Consider the following 23,476-nt stretch of genomic DNA (forward strand, 5'->3'; position numbering starts at 1 on the left):
GGGAAGCGACGGACAACGGACATTTCCGGAGCGTCTGGTTAGTTAATAAAACTCTCAAAAGGAGAATAAAAGTGACTGCGCTAAATTTGATTCCCGGCCAACTGAGCCTTGCCCAACTGCGTGATATCTATCAGCAACCGGTCAAGATCACCCTCGACAACAGCGCCTCGGCGCAGATCGAAGCCAGTGTTGCCTGCGTGGAACAGATCCTCGCCGAGAACCGCACCGCCTACGGCATCAACACCGGTTTCGGCCTGCTGGCCTCGACCCGTATCGCCAGCGAAGACCTGGAAAACCTGCAGCGCTCGCTGGTGCTGTCCCACGCCGCTGGTGTGGGCGAGCCGATCAGCGACGCGCTGGTTCGACTGGTCATGGTGCTCAAGGTCAACAGCCTGAGCCGTGGTTTTTCCGGTATTCGCCGCGTGGTTATCGACGCGCTGATCGCCCTGATCAACGCTGAGGTTTACCCGCACATTCCATTGAAAGGTTCGGTCGGAGCGTCCGGCGACCTGGCGCCATTGGCCCACATGTCGCTGGTGCTGCTGGGTGAAGGCAAGGCGCGCTACAAAGGCGAGTGGATGGAAGCGACCGAAGCGCTGAAAGTCGCCGGTCTGACCCCGCTGACGCTGGCCGCGAAAGAAGGCCTGGCGCTGCTCAACGGCACTCAGGTGTCCACCGCTTATGCGTTGCGTGGTCTGTTTGAAGGTGAAGATTTGTTCGCCGGCGCGTTGTCGCTGGGTGCGCTGACCGTCGAAGCCGTCCTGGGCTCGCGCTCGCCGTTTGACGCACGCATCCACGCCGCGCGTGGCCAGAAGGGCCAGATCGACACCGCGGCCGCTTACCGCGACTTGCTGGGCGAGCGCAGTGAAGTTTCCGATTCGCACCAGAACTGCGAAAAGGTTCAAGACCCGTACTCCCTGCGCTGCCAGCCGCAAGTCATGGGCGCCTGCCTGACCCAGTTCCGTCAGGCCGCCGAAGTGCTCGCCGTCGAAGCCAACGCCGTCTCGGATAACCCGCTGGTGTTCGCTGCTGAAGGTGACGTGATCTCCGGCGGTAACTTCCACGCCGAACCGGTCGCGATGGCTGCTGACAACATGGCCCTGGCCATCGCTGAAATCGGCTCGCTGAGCGAACGCCGCATCTCGCTGATGATGGACAAGCACATGTCGCAACTGCCGCCGTTCCTGGTGGCCAATGGCGGCGTGAACTCCGGTTTCATGATCGCTCAAGTGACCGCTGCGGCCCTCGCCAGCGAAAACAAGGCGTTGTCCCATCCGCATTCGGTGGACAGCCTGCCGACGTCGGCGAACCAGGAAGACCACGTGTCCATGGCACCGGCTGCCGGCAAGCGTTTGTGGGAAATGGCTGAAAACACTCGCGGGGTTCTGGCTGTGGAATGGTTGGCTGCCGTTCAGGGGCTGGACCTGCGTGAGGGTCTGAAGACTTCGCCAAAACTGGAGAAGGCCCGGGAGATTCTGCGTAAAGAAGTGCCGTTCTATGAGAAGGACCGGTTCTTTGCTCCGGACATCAATGCGGCGACTGAATTGTTGGCGACGCGTTGCCTGAATGAACTGGTCGCGGCCAGGCTTTTGCCGAGCCTGTGATGTACTCATCGCCAGCAGGCTGGCTCCCCCAGTTGCATTGCGCATACCTGTGGGAGCCAGCCTGCTGGCGATTCGAATTTGAATACTGTGGAGACTAAGGGATGAAAACCCTCTGGCAACACTGCCACGTCGCAACCATGGCGCAAGGCGTCTACTCGATCATCGAGGATGCGGCCATCGTGACGTCCGGTGCGCGCATTGAGTGGATCGGCCCTCGCGCTGAACTGCCGGCCGGCGAATACCCGGCCGTCAACGATTTGAAAGGGGCCTGGGTCACTCCGGGCCTGATCGACTGCCACACCCACACGGTGTTCGGCGGTAACCGCAGCGGTGAATTCGAACAGCGCCTGCAAGGTGTCAGCTACGCCGAAATCGCTGCGGCCGGTGGCGGCATCGCCAGCACCGTACGCGCCACTCGCGCGGCCAGCGAAGACGAACTGTTCGCCAGCGCCACCAAGCGCCTGAAAAGCCTGATGCGTGACGGCGTCACCAGCATCGAAATCAAATCCGGTTACGGCCTTGATCTGGCCAACGAACGCAAGATGCTGCGGGTCGCCCGCCGTCTCGGCGCCGAACTGCCGATCAGCGTGCGCAGCACTTGCCTGGCGGCCCACGCCTTGCCGCCGGAGTATGTGGACCGCGCCGACGACTACATCGATCACATCTGCGCCGAGATGCTCCCCGCGCTCGCCGCCGAAGGCCTGGTGGATGCGGTGGACGCGTTCTGCGAATACCTGGCGTTTTCGCCGGCACAGGTCGAGCGCGTGTTCATCACCGCACAAGAACTCGGCTTGCCGGTGAAACTGCACGCCGAGCAACTGTCATCGCTGCACGGTTCGAGTCTGGCGGCGCGTTATCACGCACTGTCGGCCGATCACCTGGAGTTCATGACCGAAGAAGACGCCATCGCCATGGCCGCGTCCGGCACCGTCGCCGTGTTGCTGCCGGGTGCGTTCTACTTCCTGCGTGAAACCCAATTGCCACCGATGGACGCGCTGCGCAAACACGGCGTGAAAATCGCCATTGCCAGCGACCTCAATCCCGGCACCTCGCCAGCGTTGTCGCTGCGCTTGATGCTGAACATGGCCTGCACCTGTTTCCGCATGACCCCGGAAGAAGCCCTGGCGGGCGCAACGATTCATGCCGCCACCGCGTTGGGCATGGCCGAGACACATGGCTCGCTGGAAGTTGGCAAGTTCGCGGACTTCGTCGCCTGGCAAATCGATCGTCCCGCCGACCTGTCGTACTGGCTGGGCGGTGATCTGGAGAAACGCGTCGTGCGTCACGGCGTTGAAACGAGCGTTTAGGAGAACAGTTGTGGATAAGGTTCTGAACTTCAAACAAGGCCGCGTGCCGCTGCTGATCAGCATGCCCCATGCGGGCCTGCGCCTGACCCCGGCGGTGGAAGCCGGGTTGATCCCCGACGCGAAAAGCCTGCCGGACACCGACTGGCACATTCCGAAACTTTACGAATTCGCCACCGAACTCGGCGCCAGCACCTTGGCTGCCGAGTACTCGCGGTTTGTCATCGACCTGAACCGACCGTCCGACGACAAGCCTCTGTACGCAGGCGCGACCACCGGTCTGTACCCGGCGACGCTGTTCGACGGCATTCCGTTGTTCCGTGAGGGTATGGAGCCGTCAGCGGCGGAGCGAGCGACCTATCTGGAGCAAGTCTGGACGCCGTATCACAGCACCTTGCAAAACGAACTGGCGCGACTGAAAGCCGAGTTTGGCTACGCGCTGCTGTTCGATGCGCATTCGATCCGCTCGATCATCCCGCACCTGTTTGACGGCAAGCTGCCGGACTTCAATCTCGGCACGTTCAACGGCGCCAGTTGCGATCCACAGTTGGCCACTCAGCTGGAAGCGATCTGCGCGCGGCACGGCGACTATAGCCATGTATTGAACGGTCGTTTCAAGGGCGGGCACATCACCCGGCACTACGGCAATCCGGCGGAAAACATTCATGCCGTGCAACTGGAGTTGGGCCAGTGCACCTACATGGAAGAGTTTGAGCCGTTCCGCTATCGCCCGGATCTGGCGGAGCCGACGCAAGTGGTGCTCAAGGAATTGCTGCAAGGGCTGCTCGCCTGGGGCGAAAAGCATTACACCGAGTAACTCTATTGGAGGGGGGCTTTCGTGGCGAGGGAGCTTGCTCCCGCTGGGTTGCGAAGCAGCCCCCAAACCATTCAACCGAGTTTTATCAGATACACCCCACTAGCCAGGTTTGGGGCTGCTTCGCAGCCCAGCGGGAGCAAGCTCCCTCGCCACAGGTTCGCGCTCGCCTCCAGTCAAGACTGTCGCTACTGTGCAAAACACAGTCGCCACAGTTCGCTTTTACCCTCTCGACGCTGCGTAATGTTCTTCGCACGGTGCACAAAGACACCGAGCCCACAATAATCCGCTGCCGCACGAGAACGCCCTCTATGACAAGCACCAAAGGTTTGTTCACCCGCTGTCTCTCAATCCTCTGCGGTACCGCTCTTCTGAGTACCAGTGTCCTGGCCAGTGACGACGCTTCCTGCAAAGCCGTGCGCATGGGCGTGGTCAACTGGACCGACGTGATCGCCACCAGCGGCATGGCCGATGTGTTGCTCAACGGCCTTGGCTACGAAAGCAAGCAAACCAGCGCCGTGCAGCAGATCATCTTCGCCGGCATCCGCGACAAGCGCCTCGACATCTTCCTCGGTTACTGGAAACCGGCGATGGACAACAATATCGCGCCTTTCGTGGCCGCCAATCAGCTGAAGGTCATGGCCAAACCCAGCCTGGCCGACGCCCAGGCAACGCTCGCCGTACCTGAATACGTTGCCGACGCCGGGCTGAAAACCTTCGCCGACATCGCCAAATTCAAAGACAAGCTCGGTGGCAAGATCTACGGCATTGAGCCGGGCAGCGGTGCCAATACCACGATCAAAACCATGATCGAGACCAATCACTTCGGTTTGAAGGATTTCAAACTGATCGAGTCCGGTGAGGCCGGCATGCTGGCCGCCGTTCAGCGGGCGGTGAATCGCAAGGAGTTCGTGGTGTTCGTCGGTTGGACCCCGCACCCGATGAACATCAACATGAAAATCACCTACCTGACCGGCAGCGAAGATGTCTACGGGCCAAACGAAGGGGCGGCCACGGTCTCCACGGTGACGTCACCGGACTACGCCGAACGTTGCCCGAACGTGAATCGATTGCTGGAGAACCTGACGTTCACCGCCGCTCAGGAAAGTCAGCTGATGGTTCCGATCATGGAGCGCAAGACGCCGCAGGATGTTGCCAGGCAATGGCTGCGTGATCACCCGGAAGATCTTCAGCGCTGGCTGGCGGGTGTCAGCAGTTTTGATGGCAAGGACGGGGTAGCCACCGTACAGGCCAGCCTGAAAAACTGACCTGCCGGTAATGACGAGTGCGCACCCTGTGGCGAGGGAGCTTGCTCCCGCTCGGCGGCGAAGCCGTCGTAAATCCGGCTGGCAGGATGTGTCTGATGCAACTTGGCTGAATGGCTTTGGGGGCTGCTGCGCAGCCCAGCGGGAGCAAGCTCCCTCGCCACAGAACCGAGTTTCAATCCCAACGCTGAACTGACTGGCAGCAGGCTCATGGCTACTTACCCGCTATCCGCACAAATGTCGGCCTTCGTCGAGAAAACCGTCAGCTTCAACAGCACCGACAGCAGCCTCGCCGGTTTGCGCGGGGCCTACAGCGAGATGTGCCGGGCGTTCACCCCGCCACGTCCCGCCGGACTGTACGTGGTGGATTTTGAATTGGCCGGTGTGCCGGTGCGCTCGTATCAGCCGCCGGTTTCGCCGTCGACCGGCGGTTGTCCGTGCATTGTGTATCTGCACGGCGGCGGTTGGGTGGTGGGGGATCTGGATTCCCACGACTTCATCTGCGCTGAACTGGCGTCGACGCTTGGAGTGTTAGTGATCGCCGTCGATTACCGTCTGGCGCCGGAGCATCCGTTTCCGGCGGGGTTCGACGACTGCCTGAAAGTCTGGCGAGCCCTGCGCACCGGGCCGTTTCAACTGGACCCCGCGCGTACGCTGGTGGCCGGCGACAGTGCCGGTGGCAATCTCGCCGCCGCGCTTTGCCAGGCATTGCGCGACGCGGGTGAGCCATTGCCGGCTGCGCAGGTCCTGATCTATCCAGGCCTCGGTGGCGACCAGCGGCTGGCGTCACGCAGCGAATGCGTCGACGCGCCGTTACTCAGTAGCAGCGACGTGGACTGTTATCACGCCTTGTATTTGCGCGGCAGTCGACAGCCGGGCGCCTACGCGATGCCGTTGCTCGCCGAGGATCTCGGTGGCTTGCCGCCGGCGCTGATCGCTGTGGCGCAATTCGACCCGCTGCGCGACGACGGCGTGCGCTACGCCGAACGACTGAACGCCGCCGGCGTGGCCGCGACACTTTATTACGGCGAAGGACTGGTTCACGGCTGTTTGCGAGGGCGGGGCCAGATCGCCGAGGTCGATGCGCTCTATGAAACGCTGCTCGGCTATCTGGCTGAAAAAACCGGCGGCTAAACTCTGACTCAGCGAGGGCATGCTCATTGACGTAATTCGGGTTTATGATGCCGGACGGCAGAATAATAGAAGTCCCCCCAGGGATGACCTCGACCCCTTACGGAGCGCGCAATGCAGACTTTGTACCCGCAGATCAAACCCCACGCCCGGCACGATCTGGCCGTCGATGAAACCCACACCCTGTATGTCGACGAAAGCGGTTCACCGGAAGGTTTGCCGGTGGTGTTCATCCACGGCGGCCCGGGCGCCGGGTGTGATGCACAGAGTCGCTGTTTTTTTGATCCGAATCTGTACCGCATCGTCACTTTCGACCAGCGCGGTTGCGGTCGCTCCACCCCCCACGCCAGCCTGGAAAACAACACCACCTGGGATCTGGTCGCCGACCTTGAGCGGATTCGCCAGCACCTGGGCATCGACAAATGGGTGCTGTTCGGTGGTTCGTGGGGCTCGACGCTGGCGCTGGCCTACGCGCAAACCCACCCGGAGCGCGTGCACGGTCTGATTCTGCGCGGGATTTTTCTCTGCCGTCCGCAGGAAATCGAATGGTTCTATCAGGCGGGCGCCAGCCGTCTGTTCCCCGACTACTGGCAGGACTACATCGCGCCGATCCCGATGGATGAGCGCGAAGACCTGCTCAGCGCTTTCCACAAGCGCCTGACCGGTAACGATCAGATCGCCCAGATGCACGCGGCCAAAGCCTGGTCCACCTGGGAAGGCCGGACGGCGACCTTGCGCCCGAACCCGCTGGTGGTCGATCGTTTCTCCGAGCCACAGCGCGCGTTGTCGATTGCCCGCATCGAATGTCATTACTTCACCAACAATGCGTTCCTCGAGCCGAACCAGCTGATCCGCGACATGGGCAAGATCGCCCATTTGCCGGGCGTGATCGTGCACGGTCGTTATGACGTGATCTGCCCGCTGGATAACGCCTGGGAATTGCATCAGAACTGGCCGAACAGTGAATTGCAGGTCATCCGTGACGCCGGGCATGCCGCTTCCGAGCCGGGCATTACCGATGCGCTGGTGCGCGCCGCCAATCAGATGGCCCGGCGCTTGCTCGACCTGTCCCCAGAAGAAGCATGAAGGGCCTGTTGCAGCGCGTGCGTGGCGCGCGAGTCGAGGTAGCGGGAGAGGTGGTCGGTGCAGTCGATCAGGGGTTGCTGGTGCTGGTAGCGGTCGAGCCCGAGGATACTCGGGCCAGCGCCGACAAACTTCTGCATAAGCTGCTTAACTATCGAGTGTTCAGTGACGCCGAGGGCAAGATGAATCTGTCCCTGGCGGACGTCGGTGGCGGGCTGCTGCTGGTCTCTCAGTTCACCCTGGCCGCCGACACCAAAAACGGGTTGCGCCCGAGTTTTTCGACCGCTGCCCCTCCGGCGCTGGGCGAGGAGCTTTTCGACTATCTATTAGGGAAAGCGAAACAGGTGCATGGCACAGTGGCATCAGGTAGATTCGGCGCGGATATGCAGGTGCACCTGGTCAATGATGGCCCGGTTACCTTCCTGTTACAGACCTGAAAGCGCTTGAAACAAGTTTTTAAGGGCTTTTTCACTGAAAACAGGGGCTTTTCGCGAGAAATACTTTGTTGCGCCTGATGCGTTGTAACGCGGCCTACTAGATAATCGCGCGCTACGGGGATCAGCGTTCGTTGGTCCGTTTTGACTTAGGTAGAGACTTGTCCTGGACCTGTTGGGGAATCATTTGGCCCCATAGGAGTCGGAACAATGCTCGCCAACTTGGCAAGAGTGGTTTGTAGGAGCGGGTTTTTCATGCCGTCTACCTCACAGGCCCTTTAACTGGCCGTTGGTTTTTTGATCTGTTTTCGGCGAGGGTTGCTCGTGATTGTTAGTCCCTGTATTGCACCAAAATTGTCTGCCAAACGGTTACGAAGCGCTCTGGTAGCGGGCACTGCTCTGCTCTGCCTGCTCAGCGCCGGCCAGCTTTGGGCATTCAGTCTGGATGACGTGTCGGCCAAGGCAAAAGAGCTGGCCGGGCAGAAATACGAAGCCCCGCGCAGTAACCTGCCGAACGAATTCCGCGAGATGAAATTTGCGGACTATCAGAAAATTCGTTTCCGCACCGAGAAAGCGGAGTGGGCTGATCAGAAAACCCCGTTCAAGCTGTCGTTCTATCACCAGGGTATGCACTTCGATACGCCGGTGAAAATCAACGAAATCACGGCCAACACCGTCGAAGAGATCAAATACGACCCAAGTCGTTTCGATTTCGGCGATGTGAAGTTCGATCCTAAAGCCACCGAACAGCTGGGTTATGCCGGTTTCCGTGTGCTTTACCCGATCAACAAGGCCGACAAGCAAGACGAAATCATGACCATGCTCGGCGCGAGTTACTTCCGCGTTGTCGGCAAGGGTCACACCTATGGCTTGTCCGCTCGCGGCATGGCCATCGATACCGCGTTGCCGTCCGGCGAAGAATTCCCGCGTTTCACCGAATTCTGGATTCAACAGCCGAAACCGGGTGACAAGCACCTGGTTATCTTCGCTCTGCTGGATTCGCCACGCGCTACCGGTGCTTATCGCCTGACCCTGCGTCCGGGCAGCGACACCATTGTCGACGTCAAGGCCCAGATGTTCCTGCGTGACAAGGTCACCAAGCTTGGCGTTGCGCCGCTGACCAGCATGTTCCTGTTCGGCGCCAACCAGCCTTCCAAAGTGTTGAACTATCGTCGCGAACTGCACGACTCCAGCGGTCTGTCGATCCATGCCGGCAACGGCGAGTGGATCTGGCGCCCGCTGAACAACCCGAAACACCTGGCGGTGAGCAACTTCTCGATCGAGAACCCGCGTGGCTTCGGCTTGCTGCAACGTGGTCGTGACTTCAGTCACTACGAAGACCTCGACGACCGCTACGACAAGCGCCCAAGTGCCTGGATCGAGCCAAAAGGCGATTGGGGCAAGGGTTCTGTCGACCTGGTTGAAATTCCGACCGCCGACGAAACCAACGACAATATCGTTGCGTTCTGGAGCCCGGAAAAACTGCCGGAGCCTGGCCAGCCGCTGGAATTCGGCTATCGCATGCACTGGACCATCGACGAAGCGGCGATTCATGCACCGGACAGCGCCTGGGTCCAACAGACCCTGCGTTCCACGGGTGACGTGAAACAGTCCAACCTGATCCGTCAGCCGGATGGCAGCGTTGCCTACCTGGTGGACTTCGAAGGCCCGTCCCTGGCGGCCTTGGCCCCGGATGCGGACGTTCGCAGCCAGGTCAGCGTTGGCGACAACGCCGAGCTGGTCGAGAACAGCGTGCGTTACAATCCTGAAACCAAAGGCTGGCGCCTGACCCTGCGGATGAAGATCAAGGATCCGGGCAAGTCCACCGAGATGCGTGCGGCACTGGTTCAGAACATCGTGCCTGCCGATCTCGCCAAGTCTTCGGTTCCAGCGTCCAATTCGTCTGTTGCCAAGGCTGACAAGGTTGCTGCCCGGCAAGCGGAGAAAGCGGACAAGGAAGCGAAGGCCGCCGAGGCCAAGCAGGCCGAAGCCAAGCCAGTCGCAGATGCCAAGGACAAGGACAACAAAGACGCCAAGCAGCCTGCTGCTGCGGACGCGGCCCCAGCCACACCGGAATCGGCCGCGACTGAAGAAGTCCTGACCGAGACCTGGAGCTACCAGTTGCCTGCCGATGAGTAATTCTCAAGTAAAGCCAGAGACTCTTGCCGAGTATCTGGCGCATTTACCGATGACCGACGAGCAGCGCGCGGAACTCGCGGGCTGCCAGTCCTTCAGCGAGCTGCACCAGCGCCTGTCGTCCTCGACGTTCGACGCACCGACCGAGGCTGCTCAAGCCTCGGTGGGCCGTCGTTTGACCCTGAACACTGCTGAAGAGCTGGAAGAAGCGGAAATGCTGGTGCTCGACGCCAGCGGTCGGGTTTGCCTCAAGGCCACTCCGCCGATCCGCCGGACCAAAGTCGTGCCCGAGCCGTGGCGCACCAACATTCTGGTGCGTGGCTGGCGGCGTCTGACCGGTCGCACCAATCCGCCAGCCCCGCCGAAAGACGAGAACGTATTGCCGGCCGCGCGCTGGCGTACGGTCGGTTCGATCCGCCGTTACATCCTGCTGGTACTGATGCTCGGTCAAACCATCGTCGCCGGCTGGTACATGAAAGGCATCATGCCGTACCAGGGCTGGTCGTTCGTCGACCTGAACGAAGTCCTGCATCAACCCCTGATGCAAACCGTCACGCAAGTGCTGCCGTATGCGCTGCAGACCAGCATCCTGATCATGTTCGGGATTCTGTTCTGCTGGGTGTCGGCCGGTTTCTGGACGGCGCTGATGGGCTTCCTCGAGTTGATCACCGGTCACGATAAATACCGCATTTCCGGTAAAAGTGCCGGCAACGAGCCGATCGCCAAGGACGCACGCACCGCACTGGTGATGCCGATCTGCAACGAAGACGTGCCTCGGGTGTTCGCCGGTCTGCGCGCGACCTTCGAGTCGGTTGCTGCCACGGGTGACCTGGATCGCTTCGACTTCTTCGTCCTCAGCGACAGTAACGATGCCGATATCTGTGTTGCCGAGCAGCAGGCCTGGCTGGATGTTTGCCGCGAAGCCGGTGGCTTCGGCAAGATTTTCTATCGCCGCCGTCGCCGTCGGGTAAAACGCAAAAGCGGCAACCTCGACGACTTCTGCCGTCGCTGGGGCGGTGATTACAAGTACATGGTCGTGCTCGACGCTGACTCCGTGATGAGCGGCGAATGCCTGACCAGTCTGGTGCGCTTGATGGAAGCTACGCCGGACGCAGGGATTATCCAGACCGCGCCGCGTGCCTCGGGCATGGACACGCTGTATGCGCGCATGCAGCAGTTCGCGACCCGTGTGTACGGTCCGCTGTTTACCGCCGGTCTGCACTTCTGGCAGTTGGGCGAATCCCACTACTGGGGCCACAACGCGATCATTCGCATGAAGCCGTTCATCGAGCACTGCGCCCTGGCGCCGTTGCCAGGTAAAGGCGCGTTCGCCGGTGCAATTCTGTCCCACGACTTCGTCGAAGCAGCGCTGATGCGTCGTGCGGGTTGGGGCGTGTGGATTGCCTACGACTTGCCGGGCAGCTATGAAGAACTGCCGCCGAACCTGCTGGACGAACTCAAGCGTGACCGTCGCTGGTGCCACGGTAACCTGATGAACTTCCGCCTGTTCCTGGTCAAGGGCATGCACCCGGTTCACCGTGCGGTGTTCCTGACGGGCGTAATGTCCTACCTGTCGGCGCCGTTGTGGTTCTTCTTCCTCGTGCTGTCGACGGCGCTGCTGGCGGTCAACACGTTGATGGAGCCGCAGTACTTCCTCGAACCGCGTCAGCTCTATCCGCTGTGGCCACAATGGCACCCGGACAAGGCGATCGCGTTGTTCTCGACCACCATCGTGCTGCTGTTCCTGCCGAAGTTGTTGAGCATCATCCTGATCTGGGCCAAGGGCGCGAAAGAGTTCGGCGGCAAGTTCAAGGTGACCTTGTCGATGCTGCTGGAGATGCTGTTCTCCATGTTGCTGGCGCCGGTGCGGATGATTTTTCACACCCGCTTCGTACTCGCCGCGTTCCTGGGCTGGGCAGCGACCTGGAACTCGCCGCAACGTGACGACGACTCCACGCCGTGGAGCGAAGCCGTCAAGCGTCACGGTCCGCAAACCCTGCTGGGTTTCTTCTGGGCGCTGCTGGTGATCTGGTTGAACCCAAGCTTCCTCTGGTGGCTGGTGCCGATCGTCGGTTCGTTGATGCTGTCGATCCCGGTGTCGGTGATCTCCAGCCGCGTAGGCCTGGGCCTCAAGTCCCGTGACGAGAGCCTGTTCCTGATCCCTGAGGAATACAATCCGCCACAGGCGTTGCTGGCGACTGACCAGTACACCCATGAAAACCGTTACCACGCGCTCAAAGACGGCTTCATCCGCTCGGTGGTCGATCCACAGCAGAACGCCCTGGCGTGCTCGCTGGCGACATCGCGTCACCGTGAGGCCGAGCCGATCGAATGGCTGCGGATCGAGCGGGTTCGCCATGCATTGAAAGTCGGGCCTGACGGTTTGACCAACAATGAGCGTGTGCAATTGCTGAGCGATCCGGTGGCACTGGCTCGTTTGCATGAGCAGGTCTGGAACGAAGCTCATCCGGATTGGCTGGAAGCCTGGCGCCAATCGGTGAAAGCCGACCCCCATGCACCGCTGCTGCCGCTCAAGCCACTGAGCGCGCAACCGCAGTTGGCATAACAAAGAACCCCGCGAAAGCGGGGTTTTTTTTGTCTCATCGTTCCCAAGCACTTGTGCAAACGAGCGAGTACGTTAGCATCCGTCCCCGAATTGGTGCGCCCGGATAATTTTTGTCCGTATCGATGCGTTTCCTGAGGGGAGCCGCCGTTTGCGCGCCTCATAACGCAATGGGTTTGGGGACATGATGATGAAGAAGTATCTCTCGATGCTGCTGGTCGGCGTCACGGCATTGGTTGCAGTCAGCGCGGCGCAGGCCGGTGCCATCGATGACGCGGTCAAGCGCGGCACGCTGAAAGTCGGCATGGACCCGACCTACATGCCATTCGAGATGACCAACAAGCGCGGCGAGATCATCGGGTTCGAAGTCGATATCCTCAAAGCCATGGCCAAGGCCATGGGTGTCAAGCTGGAACTGGTGTCCACCGGTTACGACGGGATCATCCCGGCGCTGCTCACCGACAAGTTCGACATGATCGGCAGCGGCATGACCCTGACTCAGGAGCGCAATCTGCGCCTGAACTTCAGCGAACCGTTCATCGTGGTCGGCCAGACCCTGCTGATCCGCAAGGAGCTGGAAGGCACCATCAAGTCCTACAAAGACCTGAACACCGCCGACTACCGCATCACCTCCAAGCTCGGCACCACCGGCGAGATGGTTGCCAAAAAGCTGATCTCCAAAGCCAAGTACCACGGCTACGACAACGAGCAGGAAGCGGTGCTCGACGTGGTCAACGGCAAGGCCGACGCCTTCATCTACGACGCGCCTTACAACGTTGTGGCCGTGAACAAGGTCGGCAACGGCAAGCTGGTGTTCCTCGATAAGCCTTTCACCTACGAGCCGCTGGCCTTCGGTCTGAAGAAGGGTGACTACGACAGCATCAACTTCATCAACAACTTCCTGCACCAGATCCACGAAGACGGCACCTACGATCGCATCCATGACAAGTGGTTCAAAGACACTGCTTGGCAGAAAGACATGGAATAAGGCTTACCGCGGCAGGGTGCCAGTAGCACCGCGCCGCCCCAATCGCGGGCAAGCCCGCTCCCACAGCTATCTGGGTGAACACAAATTTTGTGTCCGGCGCAGAACCTTGTGGGAGCGGGCTTGCCCGCGATGACTGCCTTCCTGGCGATACAGAATTCGGAACCTGCAAAATCCAATGAAACAGAAAAAAGCCCAATGGCCCTGGCACGTGTTGACCGTGCTGGTGCTGATCGGCCTGGCCGGCGCTTTGTATTACGCCACCTCGTTGATGTCTTACGAATGGCGCTGGAACCGTGTGCCGCAGTACTTCGCCTACCACGCCGAAGAATCCCAGCGCGCCGCGGACATTTCTACCGTCAGCGAGCTGGTGCGCAAAGGCGACAAGGCTGAAGTGACCCTGCGCAACGACGCGGGTGACGAGCAACATCTGACCGTCGACGACAACAGCCTGCAAGTCGCCCGGGGCGATGATGTGGCCGAAGGTGACGTGATCGGCGTGACTCGCCATTGGGCGGCCGGACCGCTGATGTGGGGTCTTTGGACCACCTTGTGGCTGTCCGTGGTGTCAGGCGTGCTCGGCTTGCTGATCGGCCTGGCCACCGGCCTGTGCCGTCTGTCGAACAACCCGACCCTGCGCGACCTCTCGACGATATACGTCGAACTGGTGCGCGGTACGCCGTTGCTGGTGCAGATTTTCATTTTCTACTTCTTCATCGGCACCGTGATGAACCTGTCGCGGGAATTCGCCGGGATCGCCGCGCTGTCGTTGTTCACCGGTGCGTACGTGGCAGAGATCATCCGCTCCGGTGTGCAATCCATCGCCCGAGGTCAGAACGAAGCCGCACGCTCGCTGGGTTTGAGCGCGGGCCAGTCGATGCGCCACGTGGTGCTGCCGCAAGCGTTCAAACGCGTGCTGCCGCCGCTCGCCGGGCAATTCATCAGCCTGGTCAAGGACACCTCGCTGGTGTCGGTGATCGCGATTACCGAGCTGCTGAAAAGCGGTCGCGAAGTCATCACCACCTCGTTTTCGCCATTCGAAATCCTGTTCTGCGTGGCCGGCCTGTATTTGTTGATCAACCTGCCGCTGTCGAAAATCGCCAGCCGGCTTGAGCGGAGGCTCGCGCAAAGTGATTGAAGTCCGCGATCTGGTAAAAGTCTTCGACACCCGCGGCCATGTGATGCGCGCGGTGGACAACGTCAGCACAACCGTCGCCAAGGGCGAAGTGCTGGTAGTGATCGGCCCGTCCGGTTCCGGCAAGTCGACCTTCCTGCGCTGCCTCAACGGCCTGGAAGAGTTCGACTCGGGCTCGGTGAGCATCGACGGCCTGCAACTGGCCGACCCGAAAACCGACGTCAATGCCTACCGCCGCGAAGTCGGCATGGTGTTCCAGCATTTCAACCTGTTCCCGCACATGACCGTGCTGGAAAACCTCTGCCTGGCGCAGAAAGTCGTGCGCAAGCGCGGCAAGAAGGAGCGCGAGGCCAAGGCGTTGGCGTTGCTGGAAAAGGTCGGTATTGCGCAGAAGGCCAACGAGTATCCGTCGCGCCTGTCCGGCGGTCAGCAACAGCGCGTGGCGATTGCCCGGGCGCTGGCCATGGAACCCAAGGTCATGCTGTTCGATGAGCCGACCTCGGCGCTCGACCCGGAAATGGTCGGCGAAGTGCTGGACGTGATGAAGACCCTGGCCGTGGAAGGCATGACCATGGTCTGTGTCACCCATGAAATGGGTTTTGCACGGGAAGTGGCGGATCGGGTGCTGTTCTTCGATCACGGCAAACTGTTGGAAGATGCTTCGCCGGCCGAGTTCTTCGATGCGCCGAAGGATCCGCGGGCTCAGGCCTTCCTTCGTCAGGTCCTCTAACAGCAGCGCCTTGGGGGCCTGGATTTGTGGTGTTCACACCAAACCCTGTGGGAGCCAGCCTGCTGGCGATTGCATCAACTCGGTTCCAAGCGGACCGAGGCATGCAAATCACCTCAAACCTTGAACCTGCCCACCAGCATCTGCAAATGCGTCCCCAACCGAGCCAGCTCGACGCTGGAGGCCGCGGTTTCTTCGCTGGCGGCCGAGGTCTGCTCGGACACATCGCGCACGTTGAGCACGCTACGGTTGATCTCTTCAGCCACCGCACTCTGCTGCTCGGCCGCCGCAGCGATCTGCTGGTTCATTGACTGAATCGCCGACACAGTGCGGGTGATGCTTTCCAGTGAACCACCGGCACGGCGGGTCAGTTCGACGCTGCTGTCGGTCAGGGTGCGGCTGTTGTCCATGATGGTCGCGACTTGCTGGGTGCCGCTTTGCAGGCCGACGATCAGCTCTTCTATTTCTTCGGTGGACTTCTGGGTGCGCTGGGCCAGGCTGCGGACCTCGTCGGCGACCACCGCAAAACCACGTCCGGCTTCACCCGCGCGGGCGGCTTCGATCGCGGCGTTGAGCGCCAGCAGGTTGGTTTGCTGGGCGACGGATTTGATCACGTCGAGCACGCTGCCGATCTTGTCGCTTTCGCGTTTCAGGTGACCCATTGCTTCGGTGGAGTTGCCGACTTCCTTGGCCAGGCGTTCGATTTGAGCGATGGCTTCGCCAACCACCTTGTCACCTTCGCGAGCCTGCTGATCGGCGGCAAGCGCGGCTTCAGAGGCCTCTTCGGCATTGCGCGCGACTTCCTGCACGGTGGCGGTCATTTCGTTCATTGCGGTTGCCACCTGATCGGTCTCGACCTTCTGGCTGTTGACCCCGGCGCTGGTCTGCTCGGTCACTGCGGACAGTTCTTCGGCGGCGCTGGCGATTTGCGTGACGCCGTCGCTGATGCCACCGATCAATTCGCGCAGGCCCAGGGTCATGCGCTGCATGGAGCGCTGGAGCTGACCGAGTTCGTCCTGGCGCACGGACACGAGGTTCTGGGTCAAGTCGCCGGCGGCAATTCGCTCGGCCACTTTTAGCGTCTGGCTCAACGGAATGACGATCTGCCGGGTGATGGCCCACGCCGCGAACAGGCCAAAGACCAGCGCCAGGGCGGTGGCCAGCAACAGCATGTTTTTGGCGCGTGCGGCGTCGGTGTCACGCACGACGGTCTGCGAGGCGGTGAGTTTTTTGCTGACGTCGAGCAGGATGTCGCCTTGCGCGGCCATGCGTTTCAACGCGGCGGCGCTGGCGACCTGAGAGTCTCGGTACTGGCTGACGGCGGCGCGGTAGGCCTTGAGTGAATCGCTGGCCTGTTGCAGGTTGGCGATGTGTTGTTCGGGGAGTTTCGACCGCAGGCTTTCGAGGTTTTTCAGCGCATTGTCGATGGCGTCCAGTGCCGGTTGCTCGGCTTCGGGCTTGCCGCTGTAGGTATAGCCGCGCACCTGGAAGCGAGCCTGCTGGATCAGTTTGCTCAAGTCGATCACGCTGTTGAAATCGGCGACGCTGTCGCCTTGCAGCATGGATTTCTCGACTTCGCCCACGCGTGCCACGGCGTTATCGGCCGTGGCGCCGAGTTTGCTGCGAGCATCTTCGCGGTTGGCGCCAGCCTGGGTCATGGCGGCGAAGGCTTGTTTGTATTCGCTGACGGCAGCCAGTTGCTGGTCGATCATCGCCACGTCGGCCGGTTGTTCGATCAGCGTGCGGGCGGTTTTCAGTCCGGTGTCGAGTTGGCCGAGCAGGTCGTTGACGGCGCCCGGTCCTTGTTCGCCACGGCGCATTTCGTAGTCCAGGCGGGCCAGGCGCAAGTCCTTGGTCAGCTCGTTGAGGCTGGAAATGAACCCCAGCTTGTCGCCGCGACTGATCACGTCAGTCAGGCCGGTCCAGCCGGTAACGGTGATCAACAAGGTGAGTAGCAATACCAGACCGAAGCCGACACCCAATTTGCGATTGACGCTGACGTTCCCCAGTTTCTCGGCTAGCCATCGGTACATGCTGCAACTCTCCCGGACCACAAGTTGGTTTTATGGGAGGTGTATCGGCTGGCGGGCGGGAATCTGTAGGCACGACGCAAGTTTGGCGTGGGTAACCTGTGGCGAGGGAGCTTGCTCCCGCTCGGCGGCGTAGCCGTCGTAAAACCAGTCACCGCGATATTGGGGAATAAAAGCGATGGCCGCTTCGCGACCAAGCGGGAGCAAGCTCCCTCGCCACAGGGTTTGAGTGAAGCTCAGCGATGGAGTCAGAACAGACGGGCGAGCAGCGCAGTAACGGCAGTCTCCACGCGCAGGATGCGCTCGCCGAGCTGCACCGGTTGCAGGCCGGATTTGCCGAGTAAATCGATTTCGTAGGGAATCCAGCCGCCTTCCGGGCCGATGGCCAGGGTCACCGGTTCGTCCAGGCCGCGGGGGCAGGGCGGGTAATTGCCGGGATGACCGACGAGGCCGAGGGTGCCTTCGGTGATTGCCGGCAGTCGATCTTCGACGAACGGTTTGAAGCGCTTTTCGATGACAATTTCAGGCAACACGCTGTCCCGGGCCTGTTCGAGGCCGAGGATCAGTTGCTCGCGAATCGCCTCGGGCTCCAGGAACGGTGTCTGCCAGAAGCTCTTCTCGACGCGATAGCTGTTTACCAGCACGATCCGCGGCACACCCATGGCCGCCACGGTCTGAAACACCCGACGGAGCATTTTGGGCCGCGGCAGAGCCAATACCAGGGTCAGCGGCAGCTTGGTTGGTGGCGGCTGGTCGAGGGTGACGCGAAGTTCGGCTTCATCGGCGTCCAGGCGCAACACTTCGGCCGAACCCATCAGACCGCCGATACGCCCGACGCGCATACTGTCACCCACTTCACAGCGGTGGACTTCCTGCATGTGCGTCAACCGCCGATCGCGCAGGATCGCCCGGTCGGCCGCAATGAAATCGGCCTCTTCGAGGAGCAACAGGTTCACGGCTGGGTCGCTGGCGGCTGGTCGTTGTGATCGTCAACCGGCTGGTCGTCGGGGTGCTCGCCACGCTTGCTGATCAGGCTGCCGAACAGGATGCCGATTTCAAACAGCAGCCACATCGGTACGGCCAGCAGCGTCTGCGAAAAGATGTCCGGTGGCGTCAGGATCATGCCGACCACGAAGCAGCCAATGATCACGTACGGGCGGATTTTCTTCAGGTATTTGACGTCGACCACGCCGATCCACACCAGCAGCACCACAGCCACCGGGATTTCAAACGCCACGCCGAAGGCGAAGAACAGCGTCATGACGAAGTCGAGGTAGCTGCTGATGTCGGTCATCATCTCCACGCCGGCCGGGGTGGCGGCGGCGAAGAATTTGAAGATCAGCGGGAACACCAGGTAGTAGGCGAACGCCATACCGGCGTAGAACAGCATGATGCTCGATACCAGCAAGGGTACGGCGATGCGTTTTTCATGCTTGTACAGGCCTGGCGCAATGAAGCCCCAGATCTGATGCAGGATCACCGGGATCGCCAGGAACAGCGACACCATCATGGTCAGCTTCAGCGGCGTCAGGAACGGCGACGACACGTCGGTGGCGATCATCGTCGCGCCCACCGGCAGGTATTGCCGCAACGGCGTGGAGACGAAGGTGTAGATCTGCTGGGTGAAGGCGAACAACCCGGCGAAGATGATGAAGATCGCCGCTACGCAGCGCAGCAGACGGGTACGCAACTCGGTGAGGTGCGAAACCAGCGGCATGTGCTGGTCGTTTTCTGGGAGATCGCTCATGGGGCTCGCGGCGGCAGTGTTGGGTCATGAGGGGCCGGCACAACAGGCGCAGGTTCTGCTGCGGCTACAACAGGTGCAGGTTCGGCAGCGGCTGGAGCAGGGATCGTCTGTTCCGCCACCGGTTGAACCGGTGTGGCTTCCTGCTGAGTCGGCGTGAAGATCTTCCGCGCCTCCTGTTCCAGCGACAGAATGTGCTCGTTGTGTAGTTGCCGACGAATTTCGTCGGCACCGATTTCACGTTCAACTTCCTGTTTGATCGCGTTGAAGCTGCGCTTCAGACGCCCGACCCACAGGCCCGCCGTGCGCGCAGCACCCGGCAGACGTTCGGGGCCCAGCACCAGCAGGGCCACGAGGCCGACGAGCAGCAGTTCAGAGAAGCTGATACCAAACATTAGTCAGTGCTCACACGTCTTTGCGGATCGGCTCTTCGACTTTTTGCGCCTGCACGTCAATGGTGTGCGGCTGGTTCACGGACTGCGTGGTCTGTGGCTGGACCGGTGGCACCGGTTGGGCCGGGGTCACGGTCGGGTCGGCCGGTTTTTCGTCATCGTTCATGGCTTTCTTGAAACCCTTGATCGATTCGCCGACGTCGGTACCGAGGTTTTTCAGTTTCTTGGTGCCGAACACCAGTACGACAACAACCAGGATGACGATCCAGTGTTTCCAGTCAAAAATGCCCATGTTGCTGCTCCTCTCTAATAGTTATTCAGGCGGACGGACGCGAGGCTTTCTCGGCGTGTCCGGACAGACCGAAACGACGGTCCAGTTCATCGAGTACAGCCTGTGGATGCTGCCCCAGTTGGGCGAGCATGACCATGCTGTGGAACCATAGATCGGCGGTCTCGTAGATTACATCGCTGCAGTCACCGCTGATGGCGGCGTCCTTGGCGGCAATGATGGTTTCGACCGACTCTTCGCCGACTTTTTCCAGAATCTTGTTCAAGCCCTTGTGGTACAGGCTGGCGACATACGAGCTGTCGGCGGCGGCGCCTTTGCGCTCTTCCAGCACCTCGGCCAGACGGGTCAGGGTGTCACTCATGGGTATGTCCTGCGGAGTAGATGGCGTGCGGGTTTTTCAGGACTGGGTCGACGGTTTTCCAGTCGCCGTTCTCGAAGACGCGGTAGAAGCAGCTCTGACGGCCGGTATGGCAGGCAATGTCGCCGATCTGCTCGACCATCAGGATGATCACGTCGGCGTCACAGTCCAGGCGCATCTCATGCAGGGTCTGCACGTGGCCGGACTCTTCGCCCTTGCGCCACAGCTTGCCACGGGAACGTGACCAGTAAATGGCGCGGTTTTCGGCAGCGGTCAGTTCCAGCGCTTCGCGGTTCATCCAGGCCATCATCAGGACGCGCCCGGTCTTGTGATCCTGGGCAATTGCCGGCACCAGGCCATCGGCGTCCCACTTGATCTCGTCCAGCCAGTTTTTCATCTTCGACTCCGACAGCGGGCCCCGCACTTCATTAGCAGAGCCCAACGTTCAAACAGTGTGCCAGTGGATCACACAACTGGCTATCGGCGAACGACCAGATACAAACCGACGGCCATCATGATTCCGGCCGGCCAGTAAGCCAGTTCATTCAGCGGCCCGCCAGCGGCGAGTATTGCGCCGCCAGCCAGATGGGCTGTGCCGAGCAGACGCAGGAACCAGTCGTCCCGGCGCCGATGCCACGGTGGCGGCGGGTCGTAGGCGTGGGGCTGGGACATGCGCTCGAGCAGATCGCGGGCCATATTGGCCAGGTGCGGCAGCTGTTCGAACTGGCTCTGCACGTTGCCGAGCAAGGCTTTGGGGCTGACGCGCTCACGCATCCAGCGTTCGAGGAACGGTTGGGCGGTGTTCCACAAATCGAGGTCCGGGTACAACTGACGGCCCAGGCCTTCGATGTTCAGCAGGGTTTTTTGCAGCAGCACCAGTTGCGGCTGCACTTCCATGTTGAAGCGTCGAGCCGTCTGGAACAGGCGCATCAGCACCTGGCCGAATGAAATATCTTTTAACGGTTTTTCGAAGATCGGCTCGCACACGGTACGGATCGCCGCTTCGAATTCGTTGAGTTTGGTTTCCGCCGGCACCCAGCCCGAATCGATGTGCAATTGCGCCACACGACGGTAATCACGCTTGAAGAACGCGAACAGGTTGCGCGCCAGGTAATCCTGGTCTTCCGGGGTCAGGCTGCCGACGATGCCGCAGTCGATCGCAATGTACTGCGGGCTCCACGGGTTGACGGTGCTGACGAAGATGTTGCCGGGGTGCATGTCGGCGTGGAAGAAACTGTCGCGGAACACCTGGGTGAAGAAGATCTCCACGCCGCGCTCGGCGAGCATTTTCATGTCGGTGCGCTGGTCGGCGAGGGTCGCCAGATCGGTCACCTGAATCCCGTAGATGCGCTCCATCACCAGCACTTTCGGCCGGCACCAGTCCCAATAGACTTGAGGCACATATAGCAGCGGCGAGCCTTCGAAGTTGCGTTTCAGCTGGCTGGCGTTGGCCGCCTCGCGCAACAGGTCGAGTTCGTCGTAGATGGTTTTTTCGTAGTCGCTGACCACGTCCACCGGGTGCAGCAGGCGTGCGTCCGCGGAGAGTTTTTCCGCGGCGCGGGCGAGGATGAACAGCCACGCCAGATCCTGCGCGATGATGGGTTTCAGACCGGGGCGAATGACTTTGACGACGACTTCTTCACCGGTTTTCAGCTGCGCGGCATGCACCTGTGCCACCGAAGCAGAAGCCAGCGGTTCGACGTCAAAGCGGCTGAACACTTCACTGATTTTCTTGCCGAGCTGTTCTTCGATCAGCTTGACCGACACTTGCGAATCGAACGGCGGCACGCGGTCCTGAAGCTTCATCAGCTCGTCGGCGATGTCTTCCGGCAACAGGTCGCGGCGGGTGGACAGGATCTGCCCGAACTTGATGAAAATCGGCCCCAGGTCCTGCAGCGCCAGGCGCAATCGTGCACCGCGGCTCAGGTCCAGCGTCTTGCGCGGGAACCAGCGCCACGGCAAGGCGAAGCGCAGCGCCAGCAGAAACCACGGCAGCGGGAGGGCGAACAGCAGGTCATCGAGGCGGTAGCGAATCACAACGCGCTGGATGCGCAACAAACGGCGGACGGCAAGCAGCTTCATGCGTTATCGCTTGGGTCGAGGGATCGGGAAAGGCGCTCGAAACGCGCCTCGAGTCGTTCCAGATCGAGTTTGATCTGGTCCAGTTCACTGAAACGGGCTTCGGCTTCGCGCTGACCGACGAGGGTGCGCGATTCTTCAGCCAGGTATTCGCCCAGGTTCTGATTGAGGCTGGCGAACCCTTGCTGATACCAGCGTGCGCGGCTGCGCAGGTGACCGCCGACCAGGTTCGTGGCGACCGGGCCGAGCCAGCGCGAGAGTTCGTACTCCCAGTCCAGTTCGAGATCCTGAAGGATCGCCGCCAGTTCCAGCAGCACGCCGCTGTCGCCGTCGAGTTCAACTTGAGGGGCATGCAGGACCGAGGTCTTGTCCTTGCTCAACGCCAGTTTCAGCAGGCTTGAGGCCGGTGCGCGCAAGGTGCAGTCGGCACCGGTTTCCCAGTGGGATGCGAGCATCAAGCCTTCGTCGCTGGGCAGGATGAACAGTTGCAGCGCCGGGCTGCGGCAGTCGACGGCAATCACCTTGCCGCTCAAATGCGCCAGCCGCGGCAGCGCCGTGCTGTCGAGGCGCAGCACCCGGTTCAGACCGAGTTCAACGCTGGCGAGCAGTCCGGCCAGCAACATCAGGGTTTGATACCACGGTGCAGGGCGACGATGCCTGCGGTCATGTTGTGATAGGTCACGCGGTCGAAACCGGCCTCGACCATCATCGACTTCAGGGTTTCCTGATTCGGGTGCATGCGGATCGATTCGGCCAGATAGCGATAGCTTTCCGAATCGTTGGTGATCAGCTTGCCCATCAACGGCATGAAGGCGAACGAGTAGGCGTCGTAGGCCTTGGACATCAGCGCGTTGGTCGGCTTGGAGAATTCCAGCACCAGCAAACGGCCGCCCGGCTTGAGTACGCGCAGCATCGAACGCAGGGCATCTTCTTTATGCGTGACGTTGCGCAGGCCGAAGGCGATGGTCACGCAGTCGAAGTGGTTGTCCGGGAACGGCAGCTTTTCAGCATCGGCCTGGACGAATTCGACGTTGCCGGCCACGCCGAGATCCAGCAGGCGGTCACGGCCGACCTTGAGCATGGATTCGTTGATGTCGGCCAACACCACCTGGCCGGTCGGGCCCACGAGGTGCGAGAATTTCTTGGTCAGGTCGCCGGTGCCACCGGCAATGTCCAGCACGCGGTTACCAGTGCGCACGCCCGACAGCTCGATCGCGAAACGCTTCCACAGACGGTGCATGCCGCCCGACAGGAGGTCGTTCATCAAGTCGTACTTGGCGGCTACCGAGTGGAAAACCTCAGCGACTTTTTCCGCTTTTTGGCTTTCCGGAACGTTTTTGAAACCGAAGTGAGTGGTGGGTTCGGCATCGCTGCCTTTGCGCTGATCAGTCATATCGCTGTCA

General features: G+C 60.9%; 22 protein-coding genes and 1 pseudogene. 12 read left to right on the forward strand and 11 right to left on the reverse strand.

The window, feature by feature from the left end:
* Positions 1 to 71 precede the first annotated feature (71 nt).
* The 12 genes from hutH (at position 72) to KJF94_RS28420 (ending at position 15,184) form a co-directional block, all read left to right on the forward strand.
* On the forward strand, positions 72 to 1,604 hold the full coding sequence (gene hutH, locus KJF94_RS28365; protein WP_214380269.1) for a histidine ammonia-lyase: 1,533 nt from the start codon (positions 72 to 74) through the stop codon (positions 1,602 to 1,604).
* A 101-nt stretch (positions 1,605 to 1,705) separates the two neighbouring features.
* On the forward strand, positions 1,706 to 2,911 hold the full coding sequence (hutI, locus tag KJF94_RS28370) for an imidazolonepropionase (RefSeq protein ID WP_214380270.1): 1,206 nt from the start codon (positions 1,706 to 1,708) through the stop codon (positions 2,909 to 2,911).
* 10 nt (positions 2,912 to 2,921) lie between these two features.
* Positions 2,922 to 3,725: an N-formylglutamate deformylase gene (gene hutG / locus KJF94_RS28375; protein ID WP_214380271.1), complete on the forward strand. Its 804-nt coding sequence runs from the start codon at positions 2,922 to 2,924 to the stop codon at positions 3,723 to 3,725.
* 308 nt (positions 3,726 to 4,033) lie between these two features.
* A complete protein-coding gene (locus KJF94_RS28380) occupies positions 4,034 to 4,990 on the forward strand; it encodes a choline ABC transporter substrate-binding protein (RefSeq protein ID WP_214380272.1) in 957 nt (318 codons plus the stop codon).
* A gap of 207 nt (positions 4,991 to 5,197) precedes the next feature.
* The gene (locus tag KJF94_RS28385) at positions 5,198 to 6,121 is read left to right on the forward strand and encodes an alpha/beta hydrolase (RefSeq protein WP_214380273.1); all 924 of its coding nucleotides are present in this window, start codon (positions 5,198 to 5,200) and stop codon (positions 6,119 to 6,121) included.
* A 111-nt stretch (positions 6,122 to 6,232) separates the two neighbouring features.
* On the forward strand, positions 6,233 to 7,204 hold the full coding sequence (gene pip, locus KJF94_RS28390; protein WP_214380274.1) for a prolyl aminopeptidase: 972 nt from the start codon (positions 6,233 to 6,235) through the stop codon (positions 7,202 to 7,204).
* On the forward strand, positions 7,201 to 7,638 hold the full coding sequence (gene dtd, locus KJF94_RS28395) for a D-aminoacyl-tRNA deacylase (RefSeq protein WP_214380275.1): 438 nt from the start codon (positions 7,201 to 7,203) through the stop codon (positions 7,636 to 7,638). The genes pip and dtd overlap by 4 nt, the downstream gene beginning before the upstream one ends.
* A gap of 321 nt (positions 7,639 to 7,959) precedes the next feature.
* On the forward strand, positions 7,960 to 9,774 hold the full coding sequence (locus KJF94_RS28400) for a glucan biosynthesis protein G (RefSeq protein ID WP_214380276.1): 1,815 nt from the start codon (positions 7,960 to 7,962) through the stop codon (positions 9,772 to 9,774).
* The gene (mdoH, locus tag KJF94_RS28405) at positions 9,767 to 12,337 is read left to right on the forward strand and encodes a glucans biosynthesis glucosyltransferase MdoH (RefSeq protein ID WP_214380277.1); all 2,571 of its coding nucleotides are present in this window, start codon (positions 9,767 to 9,769) and stop codon (positions 12,335 to 12,337) included. The genes KJF94_RS28400 and mdoH overlap by 8 nt, the downstream gene beginning before the upstream one ends.
* A gap of 187 nt (positions 12,338 to 12,524) precedes the next feature.
* Complete coding sequence (locus KJF94_RS28410; RefSeq protein ID WP_214384970.1) at positions 12,525 to 13,322, forward strand: transporter substrate-binding domain-containing protein; 798 nt, start codon at positions 12,525 to 12,527, stop codon at positions 13,320 to 13,322.
* A gap of 175 nt (positions 13,323 to 13,497) precedes the next feature.
* Positions 13,498 to 14,457, forward strand: a complete 960-nt coding sequence (locus KJF94_RS28415; protein ID WP_214380278.1) for an amino acid ABC transporter permease — start codon at positions 13,498 to 13,500, stop codon at positions 14,455 to 14,457.
* Positions 14,450 to 15,184 carry an amino acid ABC transporter ATP-binding protein gene (locus KJF94_RS28420; protein ID WP_214380279.1) on the forward strand — a complete coding sequence of 245 codons (735 nt, stop codon included), beginning with the start codon at positions 14,450 to 14,452 and terminating at the stop codon, positions 15,182 to 15,184. The genes KJF94_RS28415 and KJF94_RS28420 overlap by 8 nt, the downstream gene beginning before the upstream one ends.
* 113 nt (positions 15,185 to 15,297) lie before the next feature.
* On the opposite strand, the gene KJF94_RS30715 is transcribed toward KJF94_RS28420, so the two are convergent.
* The 11 genes and pseudogenes from KJF94_RS30715 to ubiE form a co-directional block, all read right to left on the reverse strand.
* Positions 15,298 to 16,170, reverse strand: coding sequence for a methyl-accepting chemotaxis protein (locus KJF94_RS30715; protein ID WP_431768167.1), 873 nt, complete (start codon positions 16,168 to 16,170; stop codon positions 15,298 to 15,300).
* Positions 16,156 to 17,214, reverse strand: a pseudogene (locus KJF94_RS30720) (methyl-accepting chemotaxis protein); the annotation flags it as partial. The gene KJF94_RS30715 and the pseudogene KJF94_RS30720, both read right to left, overlap by 15 nt.
* A gap of 245 nt (positions 17,215 to 17,459) precedes the next feature.
* A complete protein-coding gene (locus KJF94_RS28430) occupies positions 17,460 to 18,167 on the reverse strand; it encodes a 16S rRNA (uracil(1498)-N(3))-methyltransferase (RefSeq protein ID WP_214380281.1) in 708 nt (235 codons plus the stop codon).
* Positions 18,164 to 18,958 (reverse strand): twin-arginine translocase subunit TatC, encoded by a 795-nt coding sequence (gene tatC / locus KJF94_RS28435; protein WP_214380282.1) that lies wholly within the window; start codon positions 18,956 to 18,958, stop codon positions 18,164 to 18,166. The genes KJF94_RS28430 and tatC overlap by 4 nt, the downstream gene beginning before the upstream one ends.
* Positions 18,955 to 19,350, reverse strand: coding sequence for a Sec-independent protein translocase protein TatB (tatB, locus tag KJF94_RS28440; RefSeq protein WP_214380283.1), 396 nt, complete (start codon positions 19,348 to 19,350; stop codon positions 18,955 to 18,957). Before tatB ends, tatC begins: the two co-directional genes overlap by 4 nt.
* A 10-nt stretch (positions 19,351 to 19,360) precedes the next feature.
* Positions 19,361 to 19,639, reverse strand: a complete 279-nt coding sequence (locus KJF94_RS28445; RefSeq protein ID WP_010464483.1) for a twin-arginine translocase TatA/TatE family subunit — start codon at positions 19,637 to 19,639, stop codon at positions 19,361 to 19,363.
* A gap of 25 nt (positions 19,640 to 19,664) precedes the next feature.
* On the reverse strand, positions 19,665 to 19,997 hold the full coding sequence (locus KJF94_RS28450; protein ID WP_008047820.1) for a phosphoribosyl-ATP diphosphatase: 333 nt from the start codon (positions 19,995 to 19,997) through the stop codon (positions 19,665 to 19,667).
* Positions 19,990 to 20,391: a phosphoribosyl-AMP cyclohydrolase gene (gene hisI / locus KJF94_RS28455; protein WP_214380284.1), complete on the reverse strand. Its 402-nt coding sequence runs from the start codon at positions 20,389 to 20,391 to the stop codon at positions 19,990 to 19,992. Before hisI ends, KJF94_RS28450 begins: the two co-directional genes overlap by 8 nt.
* 80 nt (positions 20,392 to 20,471) lie before the next feature.
* Positions 20,472 to 22,076, reverse strand: coding sequence for a ubiquinone biosynthesis regulatory protein kinase UbiB (ubiB, locus tag KJF94_RS28460; RefSeq protein WP_214380285.1), 1,605 nt, complete (start codon positions 22,074 to 22,076; stop codon positions 20,472 to 20,474).
* Positions 22,073 to 22,696 (reverse strand): ubiquinone biosynthesis accessory factor UbiJ, encoded by a 624-nt coding sequence (locus KJF94_RS28465; RefSeq protein WP_214380286.1) that lies wholly within the window; start codon positions 22,694 to 22,696, stop codon positions 22,073 to 22,075. Before KJF94_RS28465 ends, ubiB begins: the two co-directional genes overlap by 4 nt.
* Entirely contained in the window at positions 22,696 to 23,466 is a 771-nt protein-coding gene (ubiE, locus tag KJF94_RS28470; protein WP_007948968.1) for a bifunctional demethylmenaquinone methyltransferase/2-methoxy-6-polyprenyl-1,4-benzoquinol methylase UbiE, read from the reverse strand. Before ubiE ends, KJF94_RS28465 begins: the two co-directional genes overlap by 1 nt.
* Between the last annotated feature and the right edge of the window lie 10 nt (positions 23,467 to 23,476).

Source organism: Pseudomonas hormoni (assembly GCF_018502625.1).
Classification (GTDB): Bacteria; Pseudomonadota; Gammaproteobacteria; order Pseudomonadales; family Pseudomonadaceae; genus Aquipseudomonas; species Aquipseudomonas hormoni.